Genomic DNA, 25,520 nt, shown 5'->3' with positions numbered 1-25,520 from the left:
TGACTAAGAATGCTCTTAAATCAACCATCCGGCATATTTACCGACAAGATACAGGGCAACACCAGCCATCGCCCCCGCTACGATATCATCAACCATAATACCTAGGCCGCCATGAACGCGCTTATCTAGCCAGCCAATCGGCCACGGTTTGACCATATCAAAGAAGCGAAACAATACAAACCCGGTCAATATCCATTTCCAATCCATGCTATTCAAATTAAAGAGCGGAACCACCAGCATGGTAATCCAAAAGCCCGCAAACTCATCCCATACAATTGAGCCATGATCGTGCACGCCCATATCGTCGGATGTTACTTGGCAGATCTTAATCCCAATCACACAAGAAACCACGACAACCAAAATATAGATTGGCAATGGCAATTGGACTAAAAGCAGGTAAAACGGGATCGCGGCCAATGTGCCCATCGTGCCTGGAATAATTGGCGATAAACCACTACCAAATCCGGTAGCAAGCAGGTGCCAAGGGTTTTTCAATGAAATTAAAGAGAGAGGATTGGTCATAGTACTGCTTAATTATTTGAAATGATCATAGCCACTGAGTGACCACTCAAGCCCATTGCCCTGAGAATGAATGTCAAACGTGCCCTCTGGTCGAATTTGTCCAATACAAGTGATCTTTGTACCGCAATGAGCCAACGCACTCTCTATTGCGCCCTGGTTCTCTTCAGGCACAGTAAAACAAAGCTCGTACTCTTCACCACTCGATAGTGCATACTTCTGAGCAGCTTCCGGATTTCCCAAGAACTGAACAAGTTCATTAGAAACAGGAAGTGTCGCGGCGTCAATACTCACCCCAACCTTAGATCGCTTTAAAATGTGCTGTACATCAGATATTAAACCGTCCGAGATATCAATCGCGGAGCTGGCTAAGCCAAGAAGTGCCTGACCAACCAACACACGTGGTGTAGACAGGTAGTGGCGTTGCTCCAATTCATCCGCAAATGGGCGCTCTTTTAACCCCGGCTCAAGCACTACGTCTAAACCCGCTTTGCTGTCACCCAAGTTACCAGTCACGTAAACCCAATCCCCTACTTTCGCACCGTCTCGGCGCAAGGCTTTATCAGGATCGACTAGACCTTGAACCGTTAGTGTTAAGCTCAAAGGACCTTTGGTGGTATCACCGCCAATAAGTTGAATACCATAATAGTCGGCAAGTTTAAAAAACGAGTCGCAAAACGGAGCCAACCAATCTTCATCAGGGCTCGGCATCGTTAACGCAAATGAAACCCACGCAGGTGTCGCCCCCATTGCCGCTAAATCGCTGACATTGGAAGCGAGCGCCTTGTGCGCAACCAACGCAGGATCAGCTTCAGCTAAAAAATGAGTGCCAGCCACTAAAGTATCAGTGCTGATCGCAACAGACAGGCCTGTAGGGACTTGAACTAACGCGCAATCGTCTCCAGCAGCTAAGAGTACATCGCTACGCTGCTTTTGACGACCGACCAAGTATTTTTCGATTAGATTAAATTCACCAGACATCAGCTTTGCTATCTAAAAATATGGTTCAACAATTTGAAGCTATAAAAAAGGTCAGCAAGTGCTGACCTTTTTGAAATCTATTTTCGATTACTTCTTACGAACGTGTGGTGCGGCTTTATCAAGTACACCATTCACGAACTTGTGGCTGTCTTCCGCTGCGAATACTTTTGCAAGTTCAATCGCTTCGTTAATAACCACTTTGTAAGGTACGTCTTCACGACGTGTCATTTCATACATAGCAAGACGAAGCAGTGCAAGCTCCATCATATCTAGATCCTGCATAGGACGCGCTGTGTATGGACGAATCTTGCTATCTAGCTCTGTGTGACTTAGCACAACACCTGTTAGCAGGTCACGGAAGTATGTAACGTCTGTGTCTGGAGTAGAAAGTGCAGGCTCTGATGCATGATGCTCTTCTTCATCATACTTACCACCTGACAAAAACTGCTCCTCAATCGTAGCAACATTTTCTTTAGTAATTTGCCAAGAGTAGATTGCTTGTAGAGCAAATCGACGTGCATTACGACGTGCGGCTGGTTTCACACTGGCCCCCATTAGGAATCAATTTCAGAAAGAACGTTAATCATCTCAAGTGCGCTTAGTGCAGCCTCTGCACCTTTATTACCAGCCTTGGTTCCTGCGCGCTCAATTGCTTGGTCAATTGTATCAACCGTCAGTACGCCGAATGCTACTGGAAGGCTGTATTCCAGAGAAACTTGCGCAAGACCTTTGTTACATTCACTACAAACATAGTCGAAGTGTGGAGTTCCGCCACGAATAACAGTACCTAAAGATACGATTGCATCGTATTTGCCTGTTTTTGCTACGCGTTGAGCAACAAGTGGAAGCTCTACAGCACCAGGACAACGAACAACAGTGATGTTGTCTTCGCTAACTTGGCCATGACGTTTTAAAGTATCGATTGCACCAGACAATAGACTTTCGTTAATAAAACTGTTGAAACGAGAAATAACGATAGCAATTTTTGCGTTTGGCGCTGGGAAGCCACCCTCGATCACTTTCATAAGCCTTCCTTTAACTATGTTCATCAAGTGAGAATCGCCGGATTCTAGCACAAATCTGTGAGCAATATCTAATGGAAATTTAGCATTACTCTTCCTGTTCACAACAGATTGAAAACAAAGAAGGCAAATGCTGGAAACATTTGCCTTCTTAACAATCAACTATTGTTAGCGATTACTCACAAACGTATTCAACGACATTAAGACCGAAACCACCTAACGCGTGGTATTTCTTATTGGTTGATGAAAGTAAACGCATGTCATGAACACCAAGATCAGCCAGAATTTGAGAGCCAACACCAACGCGGCGTGATGTACCTTGCTTCTTAGCTAATGTTGGTGCCTCACCTTTATCTTGAGCCTCGAACATCTTAACGCGATGCACAAGTAAATCGGTTGACTCTTCATTGCCCAAAATCACCAATACGCCACCATCTTGGCCAATGCGTTTCATTGCCGCATCAAGTGTCCAGCTGCGCTCAGCGTTACGATCACTGTGTAGTAAATCGGTAAATGTATCTTGTAAGTGAACGCGTACTAACGGCGCTTCAGCTGTGAGATCACCTTTGCACAAAGCGTAGTGGATCTGATTGTCGATAGTATCGCGGAACGTCACCAACTTAAATTCACCAAACTCAGTGGGCAATTTACATTCAGCCACACGTTCAATGGTTGTTTCCGTGTTATTGCGATATTCGATCAAATCGGCAATTGTGCCCAATTTAATGTCATGTTTTTCGGCAAAAATCTCTAAATCTGGACGACGCGCCATGGTGCCATCGTCATTTAGAATTTCGACAATAACGCCAGATGGCTCAAGACCGGCTAGACGAGCCAAATCACAGCCAGCTTCCGTATGCCCTGCGCGAGTCAATACGCCACCTTCTTGTGCGGCCAGTGGGAAAATATGACCAGGTTGAACCAAATCTGCGGCTTTTGCTTCTTTCGCTACCGCAGCTTGTACCGTTCGCGCACGATCTGCAGCCGAAATACCCGTTGTCACACCTTCAGCGGCTTCAATAGAAACAGTAAAGTTCGTGGTGTATTGCGCATTATTGTCTTGCACCATAGGAGGCAGACCAAGACGCTCACAACGCTCTTTAGTCATGGTCAAACAAATCAAACCACGACCGTGAGTTGCCATGAAGTTGATCGCTTCTGGCGTCACGTGTTCCGCAGCCATAATTAAATCGCCTTCATTTTCTCGGTCTTCGTCATCCATAAGGATAACCATTTTACCTAAGCGAATATCTTCAATAATTTCCTGTGGCGTACTAATCGGCATCTTTGCATTCCTATCTTGGCTTCTAGCGGCTAGTTGAGTCAGTTAGCAACGTCGCTAACCTAGGCAAATCCATTTTGTTGTAAAAACTCGAGTGTGATGTTTGATTCTGGTTGCTGCTCTTTTTGACTCGTGAGCAGTCGCTCCATATAACGAGCCAAAACATCGACTTCCAAATTCACTTTGCGACCAACGTGAAAATCAGCAATTGTCGTCTCTTCACCAGTATGTGGCACTATGGTCAACTTAAACGCATTCTTACGCAGCGCATTGACCGTAAGGCTAATACCATCAACCGTTATTGAACCTTTTTCAGCAACATATTTAGTGATCTCTTCAGGCATAGAAACCCAAAACTCAATCGCACGGCCAACCATGTTACGTTCAACAATTTCACCCACGCCATCAACGTGTCCAGAAACGATATGTCCACCAAAACGTGTGGTTGGTAACATCGCTTTCTCTAGGTTTACTTTGTCACCAGCTTGGTAGTCAGCAAACCCAGTTTTTTGTAGTGTCTCTAGTGATAGATCAGCGGTATAACTGGTTTCACTGTAGTCCACCACCGTCAAACAGACACCATTGGTCGCAATACTATCACCAAGCTTTACATCGCCCATGTCGAGCTTGCCGACACTGACGGTTACGCTAATATCTTCGCCCTTTGGCGTAATGGCAGTCAGAGTACCAACTGCTTCAACAATACCTGTAAACATAATTACAATTCTTTATTTTTGAGTGTGGCCCGAATACGAATATCCTGCCCCACCTGTCTAACATCTTTGATATCAAGTTCAATGACATCTGCCATTGATTCTAAGCCAAGTGCACCGAGCAATCCGCGCCCATCGCTGCCCATAATTTTAGGCGCTAGATACAAAATGAGCTCATCGACTAGATTTGCTTTAATCAAACTGCTTGCGAGTGTTGCTCCCGCCTCGACCCAAAGGTGATTAATATTGTGCTCGCTGGAAAGCTGTGCAAACAAGGCTTCTAAATCGACCTGTTGTTCTGAATTCAGCGGAACAGGCACATCTCCCGACTCAGAAACGATTAAACGCTCCCCTTCGGTTTGAAATAGCTTCAATTCAGGTGTCAGTTGGCTCTGCCTGTCTAAAATGACTCGGGTGGGTTGGCGCAGATTTGTTTTGCAATACTTAGCTTGAATCGATGTTGGTAAGTCATCCCAACGCACATTAAGTGACGCGTTATCATCAACGACTGTTTTACTCGTCGAGAGAATCGCACTGCTTTGAGCTCGAAAGGCTTGAACATCTTGGCGCGCTGCCGATGAAGTAATCCATTGACTTTGTCCATTAGCAAGAGCGGTTTGCCCATCTAAACTGGCCGCCATTTTTAACTGAACAAAAGGCATCCCTGTTTTCATACGTTTGATAAACGACGGGTTTAGTGCCAATGCATCTTGTTCTAGTAAGCCAACTTCTACCTCAATCCCCGCATCACGAAGCATCTGAATGCCACGCCCTGCAACTTGAGGATTCGGGTCTTGCATCGCACAAATCACTTTAGCAACCTTGGCTTTAATTAAACCTTCAGCGCAAGGCGGTGTTCTGCCGTAGTGGGAGCATGGCTCTAATGTGACATAAGCGGTAGCACCAATAGACTTTTCACCCGCCATACGTAGCGCATGAACTTCAGCGTGCGGCTCTCCGGCTTGAAAGTGAAAACCTTCACCCACAATCTCGCCATCATGAGTAATAACACAGCCGACATTTGGGTTTGGTGCAGTAGTGAAGATGCCGCCTTTCGCTAATTCAATAGCACGCGACATCATTTGAAAATCTTGAGGGGAAAATTGAGGCATTCGAGGTCACCGTTAGTCTTCGAGTTTTGCAATCTCTTCGCCAAACTCTCGGATATCCTCGAAGCTGCGATAAACAGATGCAAAACGAATATAAGCGACTTTATCTAGCTCTTTAAGCTGATCCATGACTAAGTTACCAATCATTTCGCTTGGTACTTCTCGTTCACCTGTTGCTCGCAATTGCGATTTAATCAAACTGATAGAGACATCAACAGAGTCTGCGCTTACTGGGCGTTTTTCTAATGCACGTTGTAATCCACCAACCATCTTATCTTCGTTAAAAGGTTCACGGTTACCATTTGACTTGATCACGCGTGGCATCACCAGCTCTGCGGTTTCAAAAGTTGTAAATCGCTCACTACACGCTAGACATTGACGGCGGCGACGTACTTGATGGCCATCAGCAACCAGACGAGAATCAATCACTTTGGTGTCATTCTCAGAACAAAAAGGACAATGCATATCACCTCCATATAAGTGACAGACAGTGTAGCGGATTTGCTAAACACAAGAAAAGCAAAAGGGGCTAGATAGCCCCTTTTTCAAACAATATCGTTCAGTTTTTGTTAACTGCGCGGCAAGTAGTTCGCTTTACCCACCCATTTGTAGCTAGTTAGCTCTTCTAAGCCCATAGGGCCGCGAGCGTGTAGCTTCTGAGTTGAAACCGCGACTTCTGCACCTAGACCGAACTGAGCGCCATCAGTAAAACGAGTTGATGCATTGACATAGACTGCCGCTGAACCCACTGAGTTTATGAAGATCTCAGAGTTCTCTAGGCTGTTGGTCATGATGGCATCGGAGTGGCTTGCGTTATGAATACGCATGTGGTCGACCGCTTCATGAACATCTTTCACCACTTTCACGCCTAAGGTGTAGCCTAGCCATTCCGTATCAAAATCGCCTTCAACAGCGTCACGTACTTCTTTCGCTTGAGCCACAAGCTCTTTGGCGTTTGGTGTTGCAACCAAAGTAACTTTGTCTGCTAAGCGTTCAGCAAGCATTGGCAGAAATTCTGCTGCAACACTTTCATGCACAAGCAGAGTGTCAAGCGAGTTACACGCAGATGGTCGCTGAACTTTTGAGTTCTCTACCACATCAAGAGACTTCACCAGATCGGCACTTTCATCAACGAAGATATGGCTGATACCAAATCCACCAATGATGACAGGTATCGTGCTGTTCTCTTTACACATTTTATGCAAACCAGCACCACCACGAGGAATGATCATGTCGACATAATCATCTAATTTAAGCAGTTGAGACACTAACTCACGGTCAGGCTTTTCAATATATTGCACAGATGCAGCAGGCAGGTTCGCTTTTGCAAGTGCAGACTGAATAACTTTAACAAGTTCCATGTTAGAGAAGAAGGTCTCTTTACCGCCACGTAAAATACTCGCGTTCCCCGTCTTCAAACACAGAGCTGCAATATCAATCGTGACATTCGGGCGCGCTTCATAAATCACACCAACCACACCAAGTGGTACGCGACGACGAGAGAGCGACATGCCATTTTCTAGCACCTTGCTATCTAGCTCACTGCCTACTGGATCATTTAGGCTGATCACATTACGAACATCATTGGCAATACCAGACAGACGCTCTTCATTAAGCAGGAGGCGGTCTAGCAATGCCTCTGTTAGACCGGCTTCGCGGCCCTTTTCAATGTCTTTTGCGTTCGCAGCTAAAATGGTTGCTGCATTCGCTTCTAATTCATCAGCAATGATCGCTAATGCTTGGTTTTTTTGCGCTGTCGAAGCAGTCGCTAGTTGGAAAGCCGCATTTTTAGCCGCTTTACCCATAGAAATCAGTTCCACGTTACTTTCCTTATTCTTGGATTACGACCATATCATCACGGTGCAGTACTTCATTGCCGTAGTCATAACCGAGTATTCCAATGATATCTTTACTGTGTTTGCCGACAATTTTTGCCATATCTTGGCTTGAGTAACTCGCAATGCCGCGCGCCACAATTTTACCTTGGGCGTTATTAACGCGAACCACATCACCACGAGCAAACTCGCCGCTGACACTCGTGACGCCTTTTGCTAACAAGCTACTGCCCTTACCAATAACCGCATTAACCGCGCCATCATCAATCACAATATCACCAGATGCCGCTGGGCCCGCTAAGATCCAGCGTTTGCGATTTTCTAGCGCCTCTTCGCAAGGTAGGAAGCGAGTCCCTTGTGGGTTTTCGCCCAAGGAGTCGAACACAACATTCGGCGCACTACCCGCAGCAATGATCACTTCAATACCCGCTCGGCGTGCAATGTCTGCCGCTTGAAGCTTAGTGGCCATGCCACCAGTTCCCAAAGTTGTACCACTACCGCCTGCAATTTTGCGCAGCGTATCGTCAATGGTTTTCACTTCTTTGATCAGCTCAGCATTTGGGTCTTTACGCGGATCTGCAGTGAAGAGCCCTTTTTGATCGGTTAACAGGAGCAGTTTATCAGCACCACATAGGATCCCAACTAAGGCAGACAAGTTATCGTTATCGCCGACTTTAATTTCGCTTGTTGCTACCGCATCGTTTTCGTTTACGACGGGAATAATATCATTTTCAACCAGTGCATTAATGGTGTCGCGCGCATTCAGAAAACGCTCGCGATCTTCTAGATCTGCACGAGTGAGTAGCATCTGACCAATTTTAAGTCCATAAATCGCAAACAAAGATTCCCAAGTTTGGATAAGCTGGATTTGGCCAACAGCGGCGAGAAGCTGTTTGCTCGCCATAGAGTTGGGCAGTGCGGGGTAACCTAGGTGCTCACGGCCAGCAGCAATCGCGCCAGACGAAACCATAACCACTGAGTGGCCTTGTTTTTTTAGCTCGGCACATTGACGCACAAGCTCAACCATATGAGCTCGGTCCAATGCCAGCGTACCACCAGTCAAAACACTGGTACCTAGTTTCACTACGACGGTCTGTGGTTGTAGTGTTTTTCCGCTTTCTTGATTCATTGCCTTTCTACTATGAAATAAATAAAAATCGTCACAACCTGTCTAAGCACTCTATTGCGCTGAAGATTGATTAGACCTGATGTTTTAGCAATCAAATACAAAATTCACAAGCAGAAAAGGCGCTAAAATGCGCCTTTTTGTTGGTAGAAGAAGATAAGCAGAGAAAATTAGACAAATTCGACCGATTCTTCGTGCATTTCGATAGCCAGCGCAAACTCTTTCTGCATCGTTTCAACCAACTTGGTATGGAACGCTTCCTGAGTTCGATTAACATCTTCCACCACCTTCTTAGGTAGCTTTTTCTCTTTCCAATCCCCAGAGATATCGTACAAGCCGCTGCGATAGCGAGCTTGATAACCGCACCCCTCATCAACAAGTTCTAACCACCAGCCCCAAAACTCTCGTTGTTCGGGTGATTTTTTGTCATCAACGCAGACAGATAGACAATCAAAAAGGTAAGAACCTTCGGTACATTGGGATTCGCGCAGGTAGGGTCCAATTGCTCTAAGTATTGTTAGCAAGCGGTAGTGAGTAGGACTTTTCGTCGTATCAGACATTATGAATCTCCATATTCATCACTGAAATTTATTATTACAGGCGTAACCAAAGGACTAGTGACTTTAGGTACGCCTTAATATCAGTGTCGTCTAAAATACTCGATATGTCATCTAATTAGCTCATCTTCTAACCACTTAATAGCTAAATCGAGGGATTGCTCATATCCTTGTGTAATTGTTTTAGCACTAATTTTCTTAGCCTTACCGTAATCACTAAACAGAGCGACCAACTGATTGTCACTAAACGGTGAGACTGGGTCACCCTCTAAACTCATGGCCAAAATAGGCACTTTAGTCTTGCGACTGGTCAGTATGCCTTGAACCTTCAGCGACCACGCCATTAGCTGGCTCGATAGGCTATGAATATCAACCGCACTTTTACCTAACCTAGATGCCAATACATCAAGGTACATCTTAGGCATCTGTTTCAGTTTTTCTGGTGACGAAAGCACATCATGAATAGGTGCACCAATGGAGACACATGCTTTGATTTTGTCTGGTTCAATGAAAGAGAGGCGAACCATTGCATTGCCACCAAATCGGAAGCCAATCAGCCCCACTTTGTGATGATCAACCCAAGGGATAGAGAACAACTCATTCAATACCGCTTGGTGCAAACACGAAGTATCTTCTGTTAAGTTCCAGTGTGTATTGTGACCAATTGATGGCATGTCTACTGTCAGCATCGCTATACCTTTCTTGGCAAGGTGATCGCGAAACAGTGTCCAAAGATCAGTCTGTAAGCTATCTAATCCTGCACTTACAATCACTACAGGTTGCGGCTTGTCAGTACTTGTTAGGTGAAGGTGCGCGACAATACGTTTATTCTGATAAGGGATCTCTAAGCGCTTAACGGTATATTGTGTTTTCTTTGCGGCTTCGGCGTAAGCACTGCTCGCCAATACCTGAGCCTGAATAGCTAAGTTATCCCCTTTAAGGTGCGGGTAACCAGCAATGCTAAAACAGAGTGAAGCATTAAACATTTCATCCGCTGCATCTTCCCCTTTCAGCTCACCTGAACGCTTTTGATGCAACATACCCAACTTGGTCCACTCATAGGTCCAGTTACCACTGTGATAGCCCATAACCGTATCTAACCACTGGTCATGCGTGCGCGAATGTTTCGATGCGGCAATTTTTGCCAGCACCGCTTCAATCTCAATCGGATCAATTCCCTGCCAAGACCACTGCATGCGGCGCAGGTTTCGATACCACTTGTAGCCATCCGTTTCGCGCTTCTCTTCTAAAAAAGTTTCGCTGCTTGGCATATACCGTGTAAGGGCCGAGGTTTCTTTAGCCTGCTTATGCTTAACAAAAAGCGTTTCAGAAAGATTTTTGCTCACTTCTTCGGACATGGGTGGAACCTAATAAAATACAATTCCCAATATAGTAATAAAAAAAATGACCCAATGAAGGGTCATTTATCAAGAATCTGTTGCTATAAGCACTAAAACGATTATTTTTGCTTACGGTTGATTGGCTCAACGTATTGGATAGACATATCCCACGGCTGCTCAATCCAAGTTTCTTGTGCTATATCTAGAACATAATCGTCTAGCAACTCAACACCTGCTGGCTTAGCACATACCGCAATCAGTTTTGCTTTCGGGTACATTTCACGCAGTTTACGTGCCGTGTCACCACTATCTACTAGGTCTTCAACGATTAGGAAGCCTTCACCATCACCTTCAGGCGCTTTCACAACCGTCATATCACGTTGGTGGTCGTGGTCGTAGCTAGAGATACAGATAGTGTCAACGTGACGAATACCCAATTCACGCGCAAGAATTGCACCTGGTACTAAACCACCGCGGCTTACTGCCCAAATACCTTTCCACTGCTCTGCTGGCATCTGTTTTTCTGCCAATTCACGACAAAGAGTGTGCATTTGGTCCCAAGTGATAACGAATTTCTTAGCCATTGTAATAACCTAATAATTTAAAAAATCTGCATCCCCGCAAAGCATCTATGATGAAATGATTGCAACAGGCAAGTTTAGGGGAAAAGCTACGCAAACGTTTATTTTACCGAAAGTGCAGCATAATACCAATGTCATGCGTAAAAACTTCAGCACAAATCAGCTGACTTCGATGACATAGCTTGTGATTTAGCGAGTAAACCCAAAACAAAAAACAATCGCTATAGCGGAGTTACCCACTATAGCGATACGGTTAAAATCCTACCTCTGCGATGACAAACATCGCCAGCGAGATTAAGCGACCAAGTACTTAACAATAAATATTGCAGCTAGCACCCAAACACTGATTGATACTTCACGACCGCGACCACTTAGCAACTTGATAGCAGCGTAAGAGATAAAGCCTAGAGCGATACCTTCAGCGATTGAGTAAGTTAAAGGCATCAAAAGACAAGTCACAACCACTGGTGCAGCTTCTGTTAGATCACGCCAGTCAACGCTTACTAGACCAGACATCATCAAAATCGCGACATAGAACAACGCCCCTGCTGTCGCGTATGCTGGAATCATACCTGCAAGTGGCGAGAAGAATAATGCCAGTAGGAATAATACACCAACGACAACCGCTGTTAGACCCGTGCGACCACCTGCGGCAACACCCGCAGTAGACTCAACGTAAGACGTCGTGCTTGAAGTACCTAACATTGCACCGACAGACGTTGCCGTTGAATCTGCAAGTAACGCTTTGCTTAGGCGAGGAAGCTTGCCATCTTCTTTAATCAGATCCGCTTTTGTTGCAACACCAACCAGTGTGCCCGCTGTGTCAAATAGGTCGACAAAAAGGAATGCAAATACAACCGAGATCATACCGATTTCGAAAACATCAGCGATGTTCATTTCCATAAATGTCGGAGCAATGCTTGGAGGCGTAGACATAATGCCACCCCACTGAACATCACCAAATAGAAGACCGATAGCTGTAATGATCAAGATTGAGATCATCACGGCACCACGAACACCACGGTAAACCAGTGCAATCGTTAAGAAAAAGCCAAGTGCAGCAAGAACTTGTTGTAAACCTGTAATATTTCCTAGGCCAACTAAGGTTGCCGGGTTGTCAACCACGATGCCTGAGTTTTGTAATCCTATAAACGCAAGGAAAAGACCAATACCTGCCGAAATACCAGTACGTAACGACATTGGAATTGAGTTGATAATCCATTCACGTACTTTGAAAATACTCAACGCCATGAAAATCAAGCCCGATACGAACACTGCTCCCAGTGCAACTTGCCATGAATGCCCCATACCAAGTACAACGCCGTAAGTGAAGAAAGCGTTTAGACCCATACCCGGAGCGAGTGCAATTGGGTAGTTAGCCACAAAGCCCATGATAAAACAGCCAATCGCAGCAGCAAGACATGTCGCGACAAATACAGCGCCTTTGTCCATACCCGCATCTGCAAGCATAGCTGGGTTAACAAAGATGATGTAAGCCATCGTTAGAAAGGTAGTAATACCTGCGATGATCTCAGTTTTAACGTTCGTGCCATTTTCACTGAGTTTGAACAGTTTTTCGAACATGATCGAATCCTAAAAAGGTAAAAAGTAAACGGTTGCGTAATCGATTGGCGAGAATTATAGAGTTATCAAATCTCAAATTCCAGATAGAATTAACACTCTAATCAATATTTCTAAGTGTAAAAGACAAATTCAATCGATTACATTTTCTCAAAGATGACACAAAAACCTTATTTATCAATAGTTAATAAAAGCCTAACTTTTTGTACTAAAAAGGTGTTTTTTTGTACCGTGTAGCAAACTTTCAGTCGGTTCTTGGGGATAAATGGCATCAATAATATGAGTTTATGCGAATAAAATTCATACCAATTTGACGTGGCAGTTAAATGATGGGAGTTAGGAGCATGAGAGTGGTATATGACAGATAAAAAAACGCCACTCAATTTGAGTGGCGGTTGAATCATGTCAGCTATATAGGAGCTGTAAAAAAATTCCAATATATAGGGGTGAACATAAACTGTTCGAGATTAGCAAGTTTCAGTTAGTAACCAAAAGTTGCTGGGTATGCAAAGTTGCTTGTGTAAACAGAGCTGTTTAGCCAGAACGCTGCACTTGGTAAACCTTTCATAAACATCACCTTCTAAATCAATTAAACAAAATTACAAATATTGATTTTCTCGGTTCCTTGGAGGCGACAAACTCGGACTCATCCTTTGAGCATTTTCTCTTCGCTTCGGAAGTTGAGATAAATATACATCAAGGAAATTTAATTACAAGCTTTAAGGTGACAAAAGTCACAAAAAAGTCATTTATTGATTTAGATCAACCTAATTTCGTAATTAAATTACAGAATCATCAACTTATTCAGAAGGAATAGTACTTAAACTACGAATATAGATGCTTAACCAACAAACAATAGATTCTAGAATTTGTGATAGCACCAAAAAATTTCCTTCCTCCTTTCACTACACCGTAAAGTCAGGTAGTGCTATTCTGTGCCTCTACTTAATAGGTCAGATATAGTTTTTTGTTCTGTTGATTAAGCCTAATCACCCAACAAGATCTGGCATTATTCTTTACAAGGAGTCATCCGTGTCTGAATTCCATTCTGAAATCAGCAACTTATCACCTGCTCCACTTTGGCAGTTTTTTGATAAGATCTGTTCTATTCCACACCCTTCAAAGCATGAAGAAGCATTGGCGCAATACATTGTTGGTTGGGCAAAAGAGCAAGGCCTAGATGTTCGTCGCGATCCAACCGGCAACGTTTTCATTAAAAAACCAGCAACAGCGGGTATGGAAAACAAAAAAGGTGTCGTCCTACAAGCACACATCGATATGGTGCCGCAGAAGAACGAAGATACCGATCATGACTTCACTAAAGATCCAATTCAACCATACATCGATGGTGAGTGGGTAACCGCTAAAGGCACTACACTAGGTGCTGATAATGGCATGGGCATGGCGTCTTGCTTAGCCGTACTTGCATCAAACGAAATCAAACATGGCCCACTTGAAGTTCTGCTAACTATTGACGAAGAAGCAGGTATGACTGGCGCGTTTGGTTTGGAAGCAGGCTGGCTAGAGGGTGAAATCCTTCTTAATACCGATTCAGAGCAAGAAGGCGAAGTCTACATGGGCTGTGCTGGCGGTATTGATGGTGAAATGTCATTTGATATTAGCCGTGAGGCAATCCCTGCAGGTTTTGTTACTCGTCAATTGATCCTTAAAGGTCTAAAAGGTGGTCACTCTGGTTGTGATATCCACACAGGTCGTGGCAACGCAAACAAACTTGTTGCCCGCTTCTTAGCTGGCCACGCACAAGAGTTAGACCTACGCCTTATTGAATTCCGAGGCGGCAGCCTTCGCAATGCGATCCCTCGTGAGGCGTTTGTGACCGTTGCAGTTCCTGCTGAAAACGAAGCTAAACTGGCTGAACTATTTAAGTTCTATACGAATCTGCTTAAAACAGAACTGGGTAAAGTTGAAACTGATATTGTTTCTTTCAACGAAGCAATTGAAACTGACTCATTGGTTCTGTCGGTTGCTGATCAACAACGCTTCATTGCTGCTCTAAACGCTTGTCCAAATGGCGTGATTCGTATGAGCGATGAAATCGAAGGCGTAGTAGAGACTTCTCTTAATGTTGGCGTTATAACAACAGAAGAAAATCAAATTCAGGTTCTTTGCTTAGTTCGTTCACTGATCGACTCTGGTCGTCAACAAGTTGAAGGCATGCTTACTTCTGTTGCTGAACTGGCCGGCGCTCAGATTGAGTTCTCTGGCGCTTATCCTGGTTGGAAACCTGATGCTGACTCAGAGATCATGGCGATTTTCCGTGACATGTACGAAGGCATCTACGGCCACAAACCAAACATCATGGTGATTCACGCAGGTCTTGAGTGTGGTCTATTTAAAGAACCTTACCCGAATATGGATATGGTCTCCTTTGGTCCAACGATTAAATTCCCACACTCCCCGGATGAAAAAGTGAAAATTGATACAGTTGCACTTTTCTGGGAGCAAATGGTTGCCTTACTAGAAGCGATTCCTGAAAAAGCGTAATCAGACAAAAGTTCATTTTTCATTAGAAAAACTTATCCAAAAAGCCAGCTCAGATTAGCTGGCTTTTTTATTCTCTAAATTTCCCACACGATAAATAATATTTGTCGTCACGGTGATTTCTTTTCGTTAGTCACACCCTGCACAGGTTGCTACAGTCGCCCTCCTTGAAGCGCCTTTGGGTACATTCTCTACCCTCTTCAAGCACTATACTCGGCAATATTCGACCGTGTTATGTTGGGGATGCTCACCTCATTCGAGCATCTTAAATACTCTCTAAAATTATGTTACTGCGATGAAAGAAAAACTATTAGTCGGTTGGCGAGAAACTCTTAGCCTGCCAGGTTTAGGTATTAACGAAATTAACGCAAAAATTGATACCGGCGCCAAAACGTCTTGCTTACACGCGTTCAAAGTAGAGAGCTTTAAGAAGGACGAAGCTCTTTGGGTCCGCTTCTGGATTCACCCAATACAACATAACACGGATGTAGAAACTGTATGTGAAGCTAAAGTAGTTGATGAGCGTGTTGTACGCGACTCAGGTGGTCACGAAGAATCACGTTACGTGATCGAGTCACTACTCAGCATTGGCGGGAAAAGCTGGCCAATTGAAATTACTTTAACTAATCGCGAAAACATGGCTTTTCGCATGTTATTAGGTCGCACTGCAATGCATGACCGTATTGTGGTTGACCCTGTGGAATCGTTTTTAGTCCCTTTCGAGGAAAGCAAATAATGAAAATTGGTATTCTGTCTCGCAATGCGAACCTGTACTCAACTAAGCGCCTAATTGAAGCGGCGGAAGGTCGTGGTCACGAAGTAAAAGTGATCGACGCACTACGTTGTTACATGAATATCAACTCAGAAAAGCCAGAGATTCACTTTAAAGGTGAAGAGCTATCTGGTTTCGATGCAATCATTCCTCGTATTGGCGCATCCGTAACTTTCTACGGCACTGCGGTTCTACGTCAGTTTGAAATGATGGGTGTATACCCAGTCAACGAATCAGTTGCGATTACACGTTCTCGTGACAAGCTTCGCTCAATGCAGCTGCTATCACGCAAAGGCATCGGTATGCCAATCACAGGTTTCGCAAGCAAACCTGATGATGTAAAAGACCTTCTAGAGATGGTTGGTGGCGCACCTGTTGTGATCAAGCTACTTGAAGGTACCCAAGGTATCGGTGTTGTTCTTGCTGAAACCCGCAAAGCAGCGGAAAGCGTTGTTGAAGCATTCATGGGCTTAAAAGCGAACATCATGGTACAAGAATACATCAAAGAAGCTGGCGGTGCGGATATTCGCTGCTTCGTGATTGGTGACAAAGTTATCGCTGCGATGAAACGTCAAGGCGCAGAGGGTGAGTTCCGCTCAAACCTACACCGTGGTGGTAGTGCATCTTTAATTAAGATCACACCAGAAGAGCGCCGCACAGCGGTTGCTGCAGCAAAAATAATGGGTCTAAATGTGGCTGGGGTTGATCTATTAAGATCGGACCGTGGTCCATTGGTCATGGAAGTAAACTCATCTCCAGGTCTTGAAGGTATTGAAGCCGCAACTGGTAAAGATATTGCTGGAATGATTGTCGAATTTATTGAGAAGAATGCGGCAAGTAAAAGGACTAAAACTCGTGGCAAAGGCTAAAAAGAATAGCGCGTTTGAATTTCTCGGTGAGTCTGTCTCACCGGGAGAACGTAAGGTTATTGAGTTAGAAGCAGCCAAGCTTTATACACACTCACCTTTATCGATCCCTGTTGAGATCATCAATGGTAAGCAAGCAGGACCAATCCTTATGGTCAATGCGGCTATCCACGGCGATGAACTTAACGGCGTTGAGATTGTGCGACAGCTGATCAACACCATTGATGTAAACAAACTCAAAGGTACCTTGATTGCTGTACCTATCGTCAACGTATTTGGTTTTATTCATAAGTCACGTTACCTACCGGATAGACGTGACCTAAACCGCTGCTTCCCGGGTAGTGAGAAAGGATCGCTTGCTTCACGCATGGCGCATACTTTCTTTGACCAGGTTGCTAAGCGTTGTGACTATATTCTGGATTTACATACCGGTGCGATTCATCGTACCAACCTGCCGCAAATTCGCGCAGATTTAAGTAACCCAGAAACACTTCGTATTGCTCAGGCGTTTGCTACGCCAGTGATCGTCGATGCTCCACTACGTGATGGTTCACTACGTAGCGAAGCAGAACGCCTGGGCATTCCGGTTTTGACTTACGAAGCAGGCGAGGCACTACGATTCGAGCCTATTTGTATCAGTGCTGGTTTCATTGGTGTGCAACGAGTGATGCAGGCAATTGGCATGCTGCGCTCAAGCCGTAAAAAGCTACCAACACCTGTGATCGCAAAATCGACTAGTTGGCTTCGTGCTGAAAGCGACGGTATTTTGCGAACTGTTGTGACATTGGGTGAAAAAGTTGAGAAAGGCCAAGTCCTGGCTTACATCAGCGCCCCACTGGGTCACAGTGAGATCGAACTAACTGCTCGTAAAGGCGGAATTGTCATCGGTCAACAAACACTGCCATTGGTAAACGAGGGTGATGCTATCTTCCACCTTGCCTACTTCACGCAAGATGACGACGAAGTAGAACAAGTGGTTGAAGAGTTTATTGAAGAAGTAACAGATATCGGTGTAGAAACACTGACAACTGGGCAAATTAACTCACCATCTTAATAAACCCCCATATAGAATAGCCCGCACTTCGCGGGCTGTTTTATATCTAGAGTTTGCGCACTCAACTACCCAAACGAAGCCCAAATAACCGTCACAACTAACACAGGGCAAACAAACTTCACATAGACAGGCCAAAGCTTACCAAACCAACCTTGGGTAAATTCTGGATAGCCTTGCTCAAGTTCTTTAATTTTTGAATGGCGATTCCATACCCAACCACCAAACAAACAAAATAGCAGTGCCGCTGCGGGCTGAAGATATTGAGTCGCAACCATTGCCACTAAACCAAACAACTCTGCAAAGTGATAAACAATCACCACACTAAACAGAGCGATCAGGCCGCCAAGTGCCCAGCTTGTTGATGTGCGTTTAGTATTAAAGCGCTCACTTACCAACGCAACTGGACACTCAAGCATAGATATCGAAGACGTTAACGCTGCAATAGTGAGTAGCAAAAAGAACACAATTGAGAAAAGTTGACCAACAAAACCTAAGCTGTCAAACATCAGTGGCAACACCGTAAAAACTAACGTGTCTGAGCTAAGTAGCGAGCCATCTTCCGCGTATATCTGCACACCCTTTTGCATGGCGACAAACATTGCAGGCATCACCACCAAACCAGCGATAAAAGCAACAGCTGTATCTACCAGCGTTACGTTCATCGCCATCTTGGGTAGATTTTCTTTCTTACTTAGGTATGAGCCATATATCAGCATCGAGCAACCACCAATGGTCAGTGAGAAAAATCCCTGCCCCATCGCAGCTAAGATCAGTTTACGATCCATTATTTTTTCAAAATCAGGGATTAAATAGTGCTTTAGACCTTCAATTGCACCTGATTGAGTCATGATGTAAACAAACAGAAGACCAAATAACACAAACAGTGCTGGCATCAAACGGGTAGACCATTTCTCAATACCCTGCTTTACGCCTCCTTGAACAATTAGGATAGTAAGCACATAGAAAGTAATAGTGCCAAAAAGATTACGCTCAACACTAAAGCCTTTAAACCATGCAGCTGCGGTTTCAAATCCAACTACGTCAGCCACCGCCCCTAATAGAAAACAGATCAACCATCCACCAACAATGCTATAGAAAGCCAATACTGCACTCGGTACGCTCAAGCCTATCCAGCCAATCGCACCACCAACACGCTTTCCGAGTGAATTAGGTGTCAATGATCGCATACTATCAACGGGGTTAGCTTGACCATGACGGCCAATCGCCATTTCTACTACGAGCATAGGAAAGGCAACCACAAGGATCATAACCAAATAAACCAGTAAGAAAGCGCCACCGCCGTTGCTAGCCGCTTGAGTGGGAAATCCCCAAATATTACCTAAGCCAACAGCGGCTCCCGCCGCTGCAAGGATAAAGCCGAGACGTGAGCCAAAATGCTCGCGAGGTTGTGAAGTGTCTACTTGTGCCATACTACTCAATTCGCACTAATGAACTAGTTGGGTAGTACATTATTACAAAGAGTCACCCATAGCAATAAATGCAGAATAATAGATTGAACCCCAGGCTAAAAATCAGTCAATTCGATCTGTAAACAATCGAATACACAAAACTTAGTAAGGCTGAATAATTACTGTGTTTCGTCCAGCATCCTTCGCTTGATATAAAGCCCTATCTGCAACTAAGAAGATATCTTGAAGTTTATCAAGCTTGTTGCTCGCACAATCCGCAACCCCAGCTGAGATTGTGATATGTGACGCAATCGAAGAATACTGATGCAGAATATTCAGTTGTTCAATCGACGCTCTTAACCATTCAGCTTCCTGTTGATTATCAATGGGTAAGTGACTACTTAAAACAATACAGAACTCTTCTCCACCAAAGCGAGATACAAACTTCTCGCATTCAGTCGGAGCATTTTTTAAAGTTTGTGCAACGTGCTGTAAGACGCTATCCCCTTCAATATGCCCATAATGATCATTAAAAGGCTTGAAGTAGTCGATATCGATCAAAACCAAGCTGGTATAGTGCAGCTCTGTTGACTCCGTTAGTGCACTCCAATACTGCTGTAAGCTTCGGCGATTACCAACTTTGGTCAGTGCATCATGAAGTGCAACCCACTCCAATTCACGCTGCTTGCTCTCTAGTTGTCCAAAAACCTCATTGATACGGTAAATGAAATCCCTCATTTCATAAGAAATAAAGGTATCTTGCTCAGTTAATTGAGATGCCTCTCCTTTAGTAAGAGAATCGAGTGCGCTACGTGCTCTTTTGATAGGGCGAACCATGATATGTACGACGCTCAAGTTAAATACAAACATGAACACGGCAAACGCAAAAACAGCGGAGAGCTCTCCCCAAGTAATAAATGGCGGAATTTTTACTGAATGATGGATAACAACTGAAACTGTTGATTCATTTTGGTAATCCAGTTTTTCAATCAAAGATGTGTTGCTACCCGATAGCTTCAATGGAGGGCTATGATCAGGCTTAGTTAGGATGTCAACATCAAGCCCTGTTGCTCGCTTTAGCGTCCGACTAAACTCGCTGCCGACAGGTTTAATAAACATCATGAAGCCTTTATCACAATCCATACCATCACTGTTACAGACTCTCGATGTCGCCATTAGGTGGGGCTGTTCATTTAGAACAAGAAATTTTACGAACGGGGTAATTTGGTCTGTTCGGGAACGCAAACTATCGGCAAGCAAAGCGCCAAACTTATAGCGGATTTCGTCGTAGGAGAGTTCCGTTTTATATATGTAGTCGTAAAGTTTACCCCACACTAAAGCTACATTGGGATCAAAGATAAAAATCCCACTCACTTGCTGAGCTGAAAATGAATGTTCATTGATACTGCTTTCAAGCAGATCATCATTGTCTCCAGAGATAAACTCAGCCACTTCATCCCATGCTGCATAATCGAGAAGACTTTTTGCCAGATCGGCCTTTTGAATTTCAAGTAACGTTTTTACACGACGAACTTCTTCCTGCTGCTGTGCTACCGCTAAGTCCACAGCAGCATCATAGGTCCAAAAGTAGCGAAATGTGAGATAACAGAACACGAAAACACTGGCCATCATGACAGACGCTAAGATGGTCAGTTGTTTAATGGAAAAATTAGAGACTTGCACCTGGGATAATGTACGCCATTTCATTAATGAGCGAGAATTAAACACAATCACTTCACCCTTGTCTACAAAAAGAGCACCTGTTGGTGCTCTTTAAGTCTAGATGGTGAAAACTTGATAGTCTTTTAGTTGAGGAATTTTCTTATGTAATTCTTGTTCTTGCTCTGCAATATCATCTAGAGAATCACAAAATTCTTCGCTCTGTTGCTCAACTTCGCTCTGGTGTTCTTTGATGCGATTTTCAATACGCTCTTTGAGCTCAGACATCGAATTCGCCATCTCAGTCAGGTTTAGGCCACCTTCTTGCTTCATCTTTTCAGACATTGCACCAAAAGCGCTAGTAATAAACTCTTCATTGAATAACGCCGTCGCTTTCTCTAAATCTTCTGTCCAAGTATCCGCTAATGAAGAAAAACTATCGGCTGGTAATATTAGATCACCGTTCTTGTAATAACGCGCTTCTACGTCTGCATAGAACTCTTTCATAGAAGTTTTAACCCCTTCGAAAGCTTCTGGTGCATCAAAACTCTCTGCGACATCATCGACAATTTCATTGGCTAGTGCCAATCCATCCTGAGCGATCTGTTTTGCTCTTGGCAGATATTCATTCAAGCTTTCTCGGTATTCACTTACCGCTTGTTTTTGCTCTGAATTTAACTCGATACGTTCACCATGAATAGTAACGTTATTGTCCGCATCAACAATTGCGGTATCTCCACTCACTTGGTGAATTTCAAGTTTATCACCGCTTAAGTGAATTTCATTTTTCAAATCAACCTTACATTGCGCGGCATACACGTGACTTGAAACGAGGAATGGAAGTGTTAGTAATACCTTTTTCATACTCTACTCACTGGGTTAATTCACTTTTACCATAACAAAACATTGCTATCATCATGTCAGCTTATGGTTTCTATTTCGTAACAAAACGTCGTGTCTGACACCTGATAGCTAACCTCATCACCAACCGATTTTCCTTTCAATGAGCGTCCAAGTGGTGATTCAAACGTTACAACAACCACTTCTTCACCACCAAAGTTAACTTTCAACCCACCAGCACAAGGAGCGATAAAGAAGGTTTTTTCCTTGTCCTCTAGGTCTACAGCAGTGACCAAGGTACCTAACGTCACTTTATCAGGTGCGGTAGGAAGAACTAAATCACTCATAGTACGTATTTCTTGTTCACACTCTTGAACGCGCATAGCCTGCCCGTGAGCTAAATAGGACGCTTCTAATGCTAAGGTATCGTATTTATGTTCAGGTACTGTTTCTTCATCGGTCGCAGACTCTATCGCTCTTTGAACCGAATTCTGGGCAATACTCCACTTTTGCTGCAGCAAACCTAGGATTGTTTGCTTTAGCTCTAACTTATTCATACTAAAATCATGTTCCATTCAAGCGAATGTCCTTAGAATAGTGGTCAATGCATTTGAAAGATACTGGAATAAAGCGCAATGAGTAGCCCAAATCAAGATTTTGATGTTCACAGCACCCTTCGCAATACCTTTGGCTTCGATTCTCTTAGAGGTGGGCAAGAATCTGTCATCAATCACGTGCTTAATGGGCACTCAAGCGCGGCTATCTTTCCGACAGGGTCGGGGAAATCGCTTTGTTACCAACTCCCCGCCCTTTTATTGCCGAATCTAACTCTTGTCGTCTCTCCCTTACTGGCGTTGATGAAAGATCAGCTCGCTTTTCTTAAGAGTAAAGGGATTGCAGCAGCATCAATAGATTCGAGTCAGACTAAAGAAGAAACGCAGCATGTCATGGAGCAGGTTCGTCTCAGCCACACTAAGATCCTGATGATCTCTGTTGAGCGTTTGAAGAATGAGCGATTTCGTCAATTCATTTCACAAGTACCAATTTCACTCCTCGTGGTCGATGAAGCGCACTGTATATCCGAATGGGGACACAACTTCCGCCCTGATTACTTAAAACTGCCCCAGTACCTTAAAACCCTTAATATTCCGCAAGCATTACTGTTAACGGCCACGGCAACTCAAGCCGTTATCGACGATATGCAGACTAAGTTTGAGATAGCACAGCAACATGTTGTTATTACTGGTTTCTATCGCTCTAATCTCGACATAACCGTCTCACCTTGCCAAGATGAAACAAAACCGGAAGCCTTATTATCCATTGTTCAAGCCGCACCTACTGCCCCCACCATCGTTTATGTCACGTTACAGAGCGCAGCAGAACAAGTGGCCAATATGCTGCGCGAAGGTGGCACTAACGTCAGTGCCTATCATGCAGGCTTAGCCAATGAAGTTCGGGAATCCATTCAAAGCCAATTTATGCGTGGAGAGATTGATTGCATCGTCGCAACTATTGCTTTTGGTATGGGCGTAGACAAAGCCAATATTCGTCGAGTCATTCACTATGATTTGCCAAAATCGATCGAAAACTACGCACAAGAGATAGGTCGAGCCGGGCGAGATGGGCAGCTTTCACACTGCATACTATTAGCAAATCAAAATGGTATCAGCACACTTGAGAACTTTATTTATGGGGATACTCCTGAATCATCAGAAATTGCCTTTGTGTTGCAACAAGCTGTCCAAAATACGCCACAGTGGGAAGTCGTATTAAGCCGACTGGCTACGGAAAGTAATGTTCGTCAGTTACCGCTAAAAACACTAATGGTATACATGGAGATGGCTGGCTTAATCAGCGCAAAATACAGCTACTTTGCAGACTATCGATTTAAATACTTAGCCGACAAACAAGCGATCATCAATCACTTTAACCCGGAGCGTCGTGAATTCATTACAGCCCTGTTTAACTGCTCACCTCAAGCAAAAACATGGTGCCAGGTTGACTTCGATACGCTTTGGCACCAGTTTCAAGGTGAACGCAACCGAGCCATTGCGGCACTTGACTACTTCCACCAAAAGGGCTGGATAGAACTCGAAAGCAAGTTAATGACGGAAGTATATCAAGTTCATCAGGCACCAAGTACGCTTCAATCACTGACTGATCAGTTATCTCAGCTTTTTAGTGACAAAGAAACAAGCGATGTTAAACGAATCCATGAACTGCTTAATTTTTTTGAGTCAAACCAATGCCTAAGCCATCGACTAGCAAGCTACTTCGGTGATCACCAAGCGCCTGAAAACTGCGGTCATTGCAGCGTTTGTCGCGGTAAGGTTGCTGCACTACCCAAAATAACAGCAGATAGCATCAACCCATCCGATATAGAACATTGGCTAGAGCAATTAGATAAAAAAGCTGAAGATACGCTTTCAAGTGCTCTCAAAACCAAATTCCTTTGTGGTATCACCACTCCAACGTTAACCAAGCTCAAAGCCCGATCACTGAATGGGTTTGGCCGCATGGAAGCGGTGCCTTTTGCTACCGTCAAACAACAAGTGATCAATATAACAAGTTAGAAGAAACTCAGCTGCTTCACTTGCTCTTCGGGCTTAAGCATCACGCTTAAGCCCAATAAACGAATTTCTCGACCATTTTGTCGCTTAAGAATATCTCGCAGTAACTGTTTAAAGTCATCAAGCTCGAGCTTAGGGTGAATATGTTCTATCGTAGTTTGCTGGAAATCAGCAAATTTCAGTTTTATACCCTGCTTTATAATCGCTTTGTCAGGTGAAGCGCGCTCAAGTCGTTTATCGAGTTCAGGAAACAGTTTTTCTTCAATCACCTGCCAACATTCGTCATAACTCGAAATGTTCTGGGTAAATGTTCGCTCAACACCAACAGACTTCCGTTCACGTTCAACAACCACATCTCGGTTGTCTATGCCGTGGCTTTTGTTCCATAACGACGCCCCTAAGCGACCGAAGCGAAGCAGTAAGTCTCGGTAATTACTCTCTTTAATATCTTTCCCAACAAAATAGCCCGCTTGATGCAGTTTTTCTAAACTCACTTTGCCAACACCAGGAATCTTTTCTAATGGCAATTTATCCACTTCATCTTGAACCATTTCAGGTGGAATGACGTACTGACCATTAGGTTTGTTCATATCCGAAGCTACTTTCGCCAAAAACTTGACAGGAGCAATACCTGCCGAGGCGGTTAAATTGAGTTCTGACCAAATATCTCGTCGGATGGACTCTGCAATCAGCGTCGCGGAACCGTGGCATTGCTTAGACTCTGTAACATCTAAGAAAGCTTCATCCAAAGAGAGAGGTTCAATCAAATGAGTATAACGTTCAAAGATGGCTCTAATCTGCCCAGATACTTCTTTGTAAACCTGCATTCGCCCTGGCACCACCAAAAGATTCGGGCAAAGCTGCAATGCTCTAGCGGTAGGCATCGCGCTACGAATGCCAAACTTGCGCGCCTCATAATTGCACGTACTAAGCACACCCCGTTGCTTTTCATGGCCGCCAACAGCCAAAGGCCTGCCGCGATAGCTAGGGTTATCACGCATTTCAACCGCGGCATAAAAACAATCCATATCAACATGGATAATTTTTTTTACTTTTTCGCTGCTCATTGCTTACGCCAAACACTGTACACAAACACAGTATAATCGTTAACTTGATTTAATCCAATAGCGTGTCACAGCGTCAAATTTTTGCACTAGATTATAGAAGTATCAAAATAAGCCGTTATTATTAGATCGACGTCC

The 25,520-nt window shown here is 44.1% G+C and carries 25 protein-coding genes; 5 read left to right on the top strand and 20 right to left on the bottom strand.

Features of this window, described 5'->3' with window-relative positions; translation table 11 throughout:
• Positions 1 to 15: 15 nt before the first annotated feature.
• The 15 genes from pgpA to vcdP all read right to left on the bottom strand — a co-directional run bounded on the left by pgpA (position 16) and on the right by vcdP (position 13,214).
• A complete protein-coding gene (gene pgpA, locus GVO60_RS14395) occupies positions 16 to 522 on the bottom strand; it encodes a phosphatidylglycerophosphatase A (protein ID WP_159655218.1) in 507 nt (168 codons plus the stop codon).
• Positions 523 to 534: 12 nt separating this feature from the next.
• On the bottom strand, positions 535 to 1,500 hold the full coding sequence (gene thiL, locus GVO60_RS14390) for a thiamine-phosphate kinase (protein ID WP_159655216.1): 966 nt from the start codon (positions 1,498 to 1,500) through the stop codon (positions 535 to 537).
• A gap of 87 nt (positions 1,501 to 1,587) precedes the next feature.
• Positions 1,588 to 2,055 (bottom strand): transcription antitermination factor NusB, encoded by a 468-nt coding sequence (gene nusB, locus GVO60_RS14385; RefSeq protein ID WP_159655214.1) that lies wholly within the window; start codon positions 2,053 to 2,055, stop codon positions 1,588 to 1,590.
• Positions 2,055 to 2,525, bottom strand: coding sequence for a 6,7-dimethyl-8-ribityllumazine synthase (gene ribH, locus GVO60_RS14380; protein WP_005440184.1), 471 nt, complete (start codon positions 2,523 to 2,525; stop codon positions 2,055 to 2,057). The genes nusB and ribH overlap by 1 nt, the downstream gene beginning before the upstream one ends.
• 172 nt (positions 2,526 to 2,697) lie before the next feature.
• Positions 2,698 to 3,807: a bifunctional 3,4-dihydroxy-2-butanone-4-phosphate synthase/GTP cyclohydrolase II gene (gene ribBA / locus GVO60_RS14375; protein ID WP_159655212.1), complete on the bottom strand. Its 1,110-nt coding sequence runs from the start codon at positions 3,805 to 3,807 to the stop codon at positions 2,698 to 2,700.
• A gap of 59 nt (positions 3,808 to 3,866) precedes the next feature.
• Entirely contained in the window at positions 3,867 to 4,520 is a 654-nt protein-coding gene (locus GVO60_RS14370) for a riboflavin synthase (protein WP_159655210.1), read from the bottom strand.
• A 2-nt stretch (positions 4,521 to 4,522) separates the two neighbouring features.
• Positions 4,523 to 5,629 carry a bifunctional diaminohydroxyphosphoribosylaminopyrimidine deaminase/5-amino-6-(5-phosphoribosylamino)uracil reductase RibD gene (gene ribD / locus GVO60_RS14365; protein ID WP_159655208.1) on the bottom strand — a complete coding sequence of 369 codons (1,107 nt, stop codon included), beginning with the start codon at positions 5,627 to 5,629 and terminating at the stop codon, positions 4,523 to 4,525.
• 12 nt (positions 5,630 to 5,641) lie between these two features.
• Positions 5,642 to 6,091 (bottom strand): transcriptional regulator NrdR, encoded by a 450-nt coding sequence (gene nrdR / locus GVO60_RS14360; RefSeq protein ID WP_159655206.1) that lies wholly within the window; start codon positions 6,089 to 6,091, stop codon positions 5,642 to 5,644.
• Positions 6,092 to 6,195: 104 nt separating this feature from the next.
• Entirely contained in the window at positions 6,196 to 7,446 is a 1,251-nt protein-coding gene (locus GVO60_RS14355; RefSeq protein ID WP_159655204.1) for a glutamate-5-semialdehyde dehydrogenase, read from the bottom strand.
• A 10-nt stretch (positions 7,447 to 7,456) separates the two neighbouring features.
• On the bottom strand, positions 7,457 to 8,590 hold the full coding sequence (proB, locus tag GVO60_RS14350) for a glutamate 5-kinase (protein WP_159655202.1): 1,134 nt from the start codon (positions 8,588 to 8,590) through the stop codon (positions 7,457 to 7,459).
• Positions 8,591 to 8,757: 167 nt separating this feature from the next.
• The gene (gene crl / locus GVO60_RS14345; protein ID WP_159655200.1) at positions 8,758 to 9,147 is read right to left on the bottom strand and encodes a sigma factor-binding protein Crl; all 390 of its coding nucleotides are present in this window, start codon (positions 9,145 to 9,147) and stop codon (positions 8,758 to 8,760) included.
• A gap of 107 nt (positions 9,148 to 9,254) precedes the next feature.
• The gene (frsA, locus tag GVO60_RS14340; protein ID WP_159655198.1) at positions 9,255 to 10,502 is read right to left on the bottom strand and encodes an esterase FrsA; all 1,248 of its coding nucleotides are present in this window, start codon (positions 10,500 to 10,502) and stop codon (positions 9,255 to 9,257) included.
• Positions 10,503 to 10,603: 101 nt separating this feature from the next.
• Positions 10,604 to 11,068, bottom strand: a complete 465-nt coding sequence (gpt, locus tag GVO60_RS14335) for a xanthine phosphoribosyltransferase (RefSeq protein ID WP_159655196.1) — start codon at positions 11,066 to 11,068, stop codon at positions 10,604 to 10,606.
• 291 nt (positions 11,069 to 11,359) lie between these two features.
• Positions 11,360 to 12,649 (bottom strand): NCS2 family permease, encoded by a 1,290-nt coding sequence (locus GVO60_RS14330; protein WP_159655194.1) that lies wholly within the window; start codon positions 12,647 to 12,649, stop codon positions 11,360 to 11,362.
• Positions 12,650 to 13,127: 478 nt separating this feature from the next.
• Positions 13,128 to 13,214 carry a small protein VcdP gene (gene vcdP / locus GVO60_RS22715; protein WP_503827285.1) on the bottom strand — a complete coding sequence of 29 codons (87 nt, stop codon included), beginning with the start codon at positions 13,212 to 13,214 and terminating at the stop codon, positions 13,128 to 13,130.
• A gap of 464 nt (positions 13,215 to 13,678) precedes the next feature.
• Between vcdP and GVO60_RS14325 the strand changes: the two genes are divergently transcribed.
• The 4 genes from GVO60_RS14325 to GVO60_RS14310 all read left to right on the top strand — a co-directional run bounded on the left by GVO60_RS14325 (position 13,679) and on the right by GVO60_RS14310 (position 17,840).
• Positions 13,679 to 15,151 (top strand): aminoacyl-histidine dipeptidase, encoded by a 1,473-nt coding sequence (locus GVO60_RS14325; RefSeq protein ID WP_159655192.1) that lies wholly within the window; start codon positions 13,679 to 13,681, stop codon positions 15,149 to 15,151.
• Between the two features lie 292 nt (positions 15,152 to 15,443).
• Positions 15,444 to 15,884 (top strand): ATP-dependent zinc protease family protein, encoded by a 441-nt coding sequence (locus GVO60_RS14320; RefSeq protein ID WP_159655190.1) that lies wholly within the window; start codon positions 15,444 to 15,446, stop codon positions 15,882 to 15,884.
• Complete coding sequence (gene rimK, locus GVO60_RS14315) at positions 15,884 to 16,789, top strand: 30S ribosomal protein S6--L-glutamate ligase (RefSeq protein WP_159655188.1); 906 nt, start codon at positions 15,884 to 15,886, stop codon at positions 16,787 to 16,789. Before GVO60_RS14320 ends, rimK begins: the two co-directional genes overlap by 1 nt.
• A complete protein-coding gene (locus tag GVO60_RS14310; RefSeq protein ID WP_159655186.1) occupies positions 16,749 to 17,840 on the top strand; it encodes a succinylglutamate desuccinylase/aspartoacylase family protein in 1,092 nt (363 codons plus the stop codon). Before rimK ends, GVO60_RS14310 begins: the two co-directional genes overlap by 41 nt.
• 65 nt (positions 17,841 to 17,905) lie before the next feature.
• Here GVO60_RS14310 and GVO60_RS14305 read toward each other — a convergent pair whose 3' ends face one another.
• From GVO60_RS14305 to GVO60_RS14290, 4 genes are all read right to left on the bottom strand, one after another.
• A complete protein-coding gene (locus GVO60_RS14305) occupies positions 17,906 to 19,270 on the bottom strand; it encodes a sodium-dependent transporter (protein ID WP_159655184.1) in 1,365 nt (454 codons plus the stop codon).
• Positions 19,271 to 19,411: 141 nt separating this feature from the next.
• Positions 19,412 to 20,977 carry a sensor domain-containing diguanylate cyclase gene (locus GVO60_RS14300; RefSeq protein ID WP_225874936.1) on the bottom strand — a complete coding sequence of 522 codons (1,566 nt, stop codon included), beginning with the start codon at positions 20,975 to 20,977 and terminating at the stop codon, positions 19,412 to 19,414.
• A gap of 51 nt (positions 20,978 to 21,028) precedes the next feature.
• Positions 21,029 to 21,772 (bottom strand): YggN family protein, encoded by a 744-nt coding sequence (locus tag GVO60_RS14295; RefSeq protein ID WP_159655182.1) that lies wholly within the window; start codon positions 21,770 to 21,772, stop codon positions 21,029 to 21,031.
• Positions 21,773 to 21,828: 56 nt separating this feature from the next.
• The gene (locus GVO60_RS14290; protein ID WP_159655387.1) at positions 21,829 to 22,305 is read right to left on the bottom strand and encodes a GreA/GreB family elongation factor; all 477 of its coding nucleotides are present in this window, start codon (positions 22,303 to 22,305) and stop codon (positions 21,829 to 21,831) included.
• Positions 22,306 to 22,383: 78 nt separating this feature from the next.
• Here GVO60_RS14290 and GVO60_RS14285 point away from each other — a divergent pair, with 78 nt between their 5' ends.
• Positions 22,384 to 24,321 (top strand): RecQ family ATP-dependent DNA helicase, encoded by a 1,938-nt coding sequence (locus tag GVO60_RS14285; protein WP_159655180.1) that lies wholly within the window; start codon positions 22,384 to 22,386, stop codon positions 24,319 to 24,321.
• Here the strand turns inward: GVO60_RS14285 and dinB are convergent.
• Positions 24,318 to 25,385, bottom strand: coding sequence for a DNA polymerase IV (dinB, locus tag GVO60_RS14280; protein ID WP_159655178.1), 1,068 nt, complete (start codon positions 25,383 to 25,385; stop codon positions 24,318 to 24,320). The two genes, GVO60_RS14285 and dinB, sit on opposite strands and share 4 nt — an antisense overlap.
• Between the last annotated feature and the right edge of the window lie 135 nt (positions 25,386 to 25,520).

Source organism: Vibrio atypicus (genome assembly GCF_009811315.1).
Classification (GTDB): Bacteria; Pseudomonadota; Gammaproteobacteria; order Enterobacterales; family Vibrionaceae; genus Vibrio; species Vibrio atypicus.
Note: the sequence above shows the minus strand (reverse complement) of the source record. Positions and strands in the feature narration are given on the sequence as shown.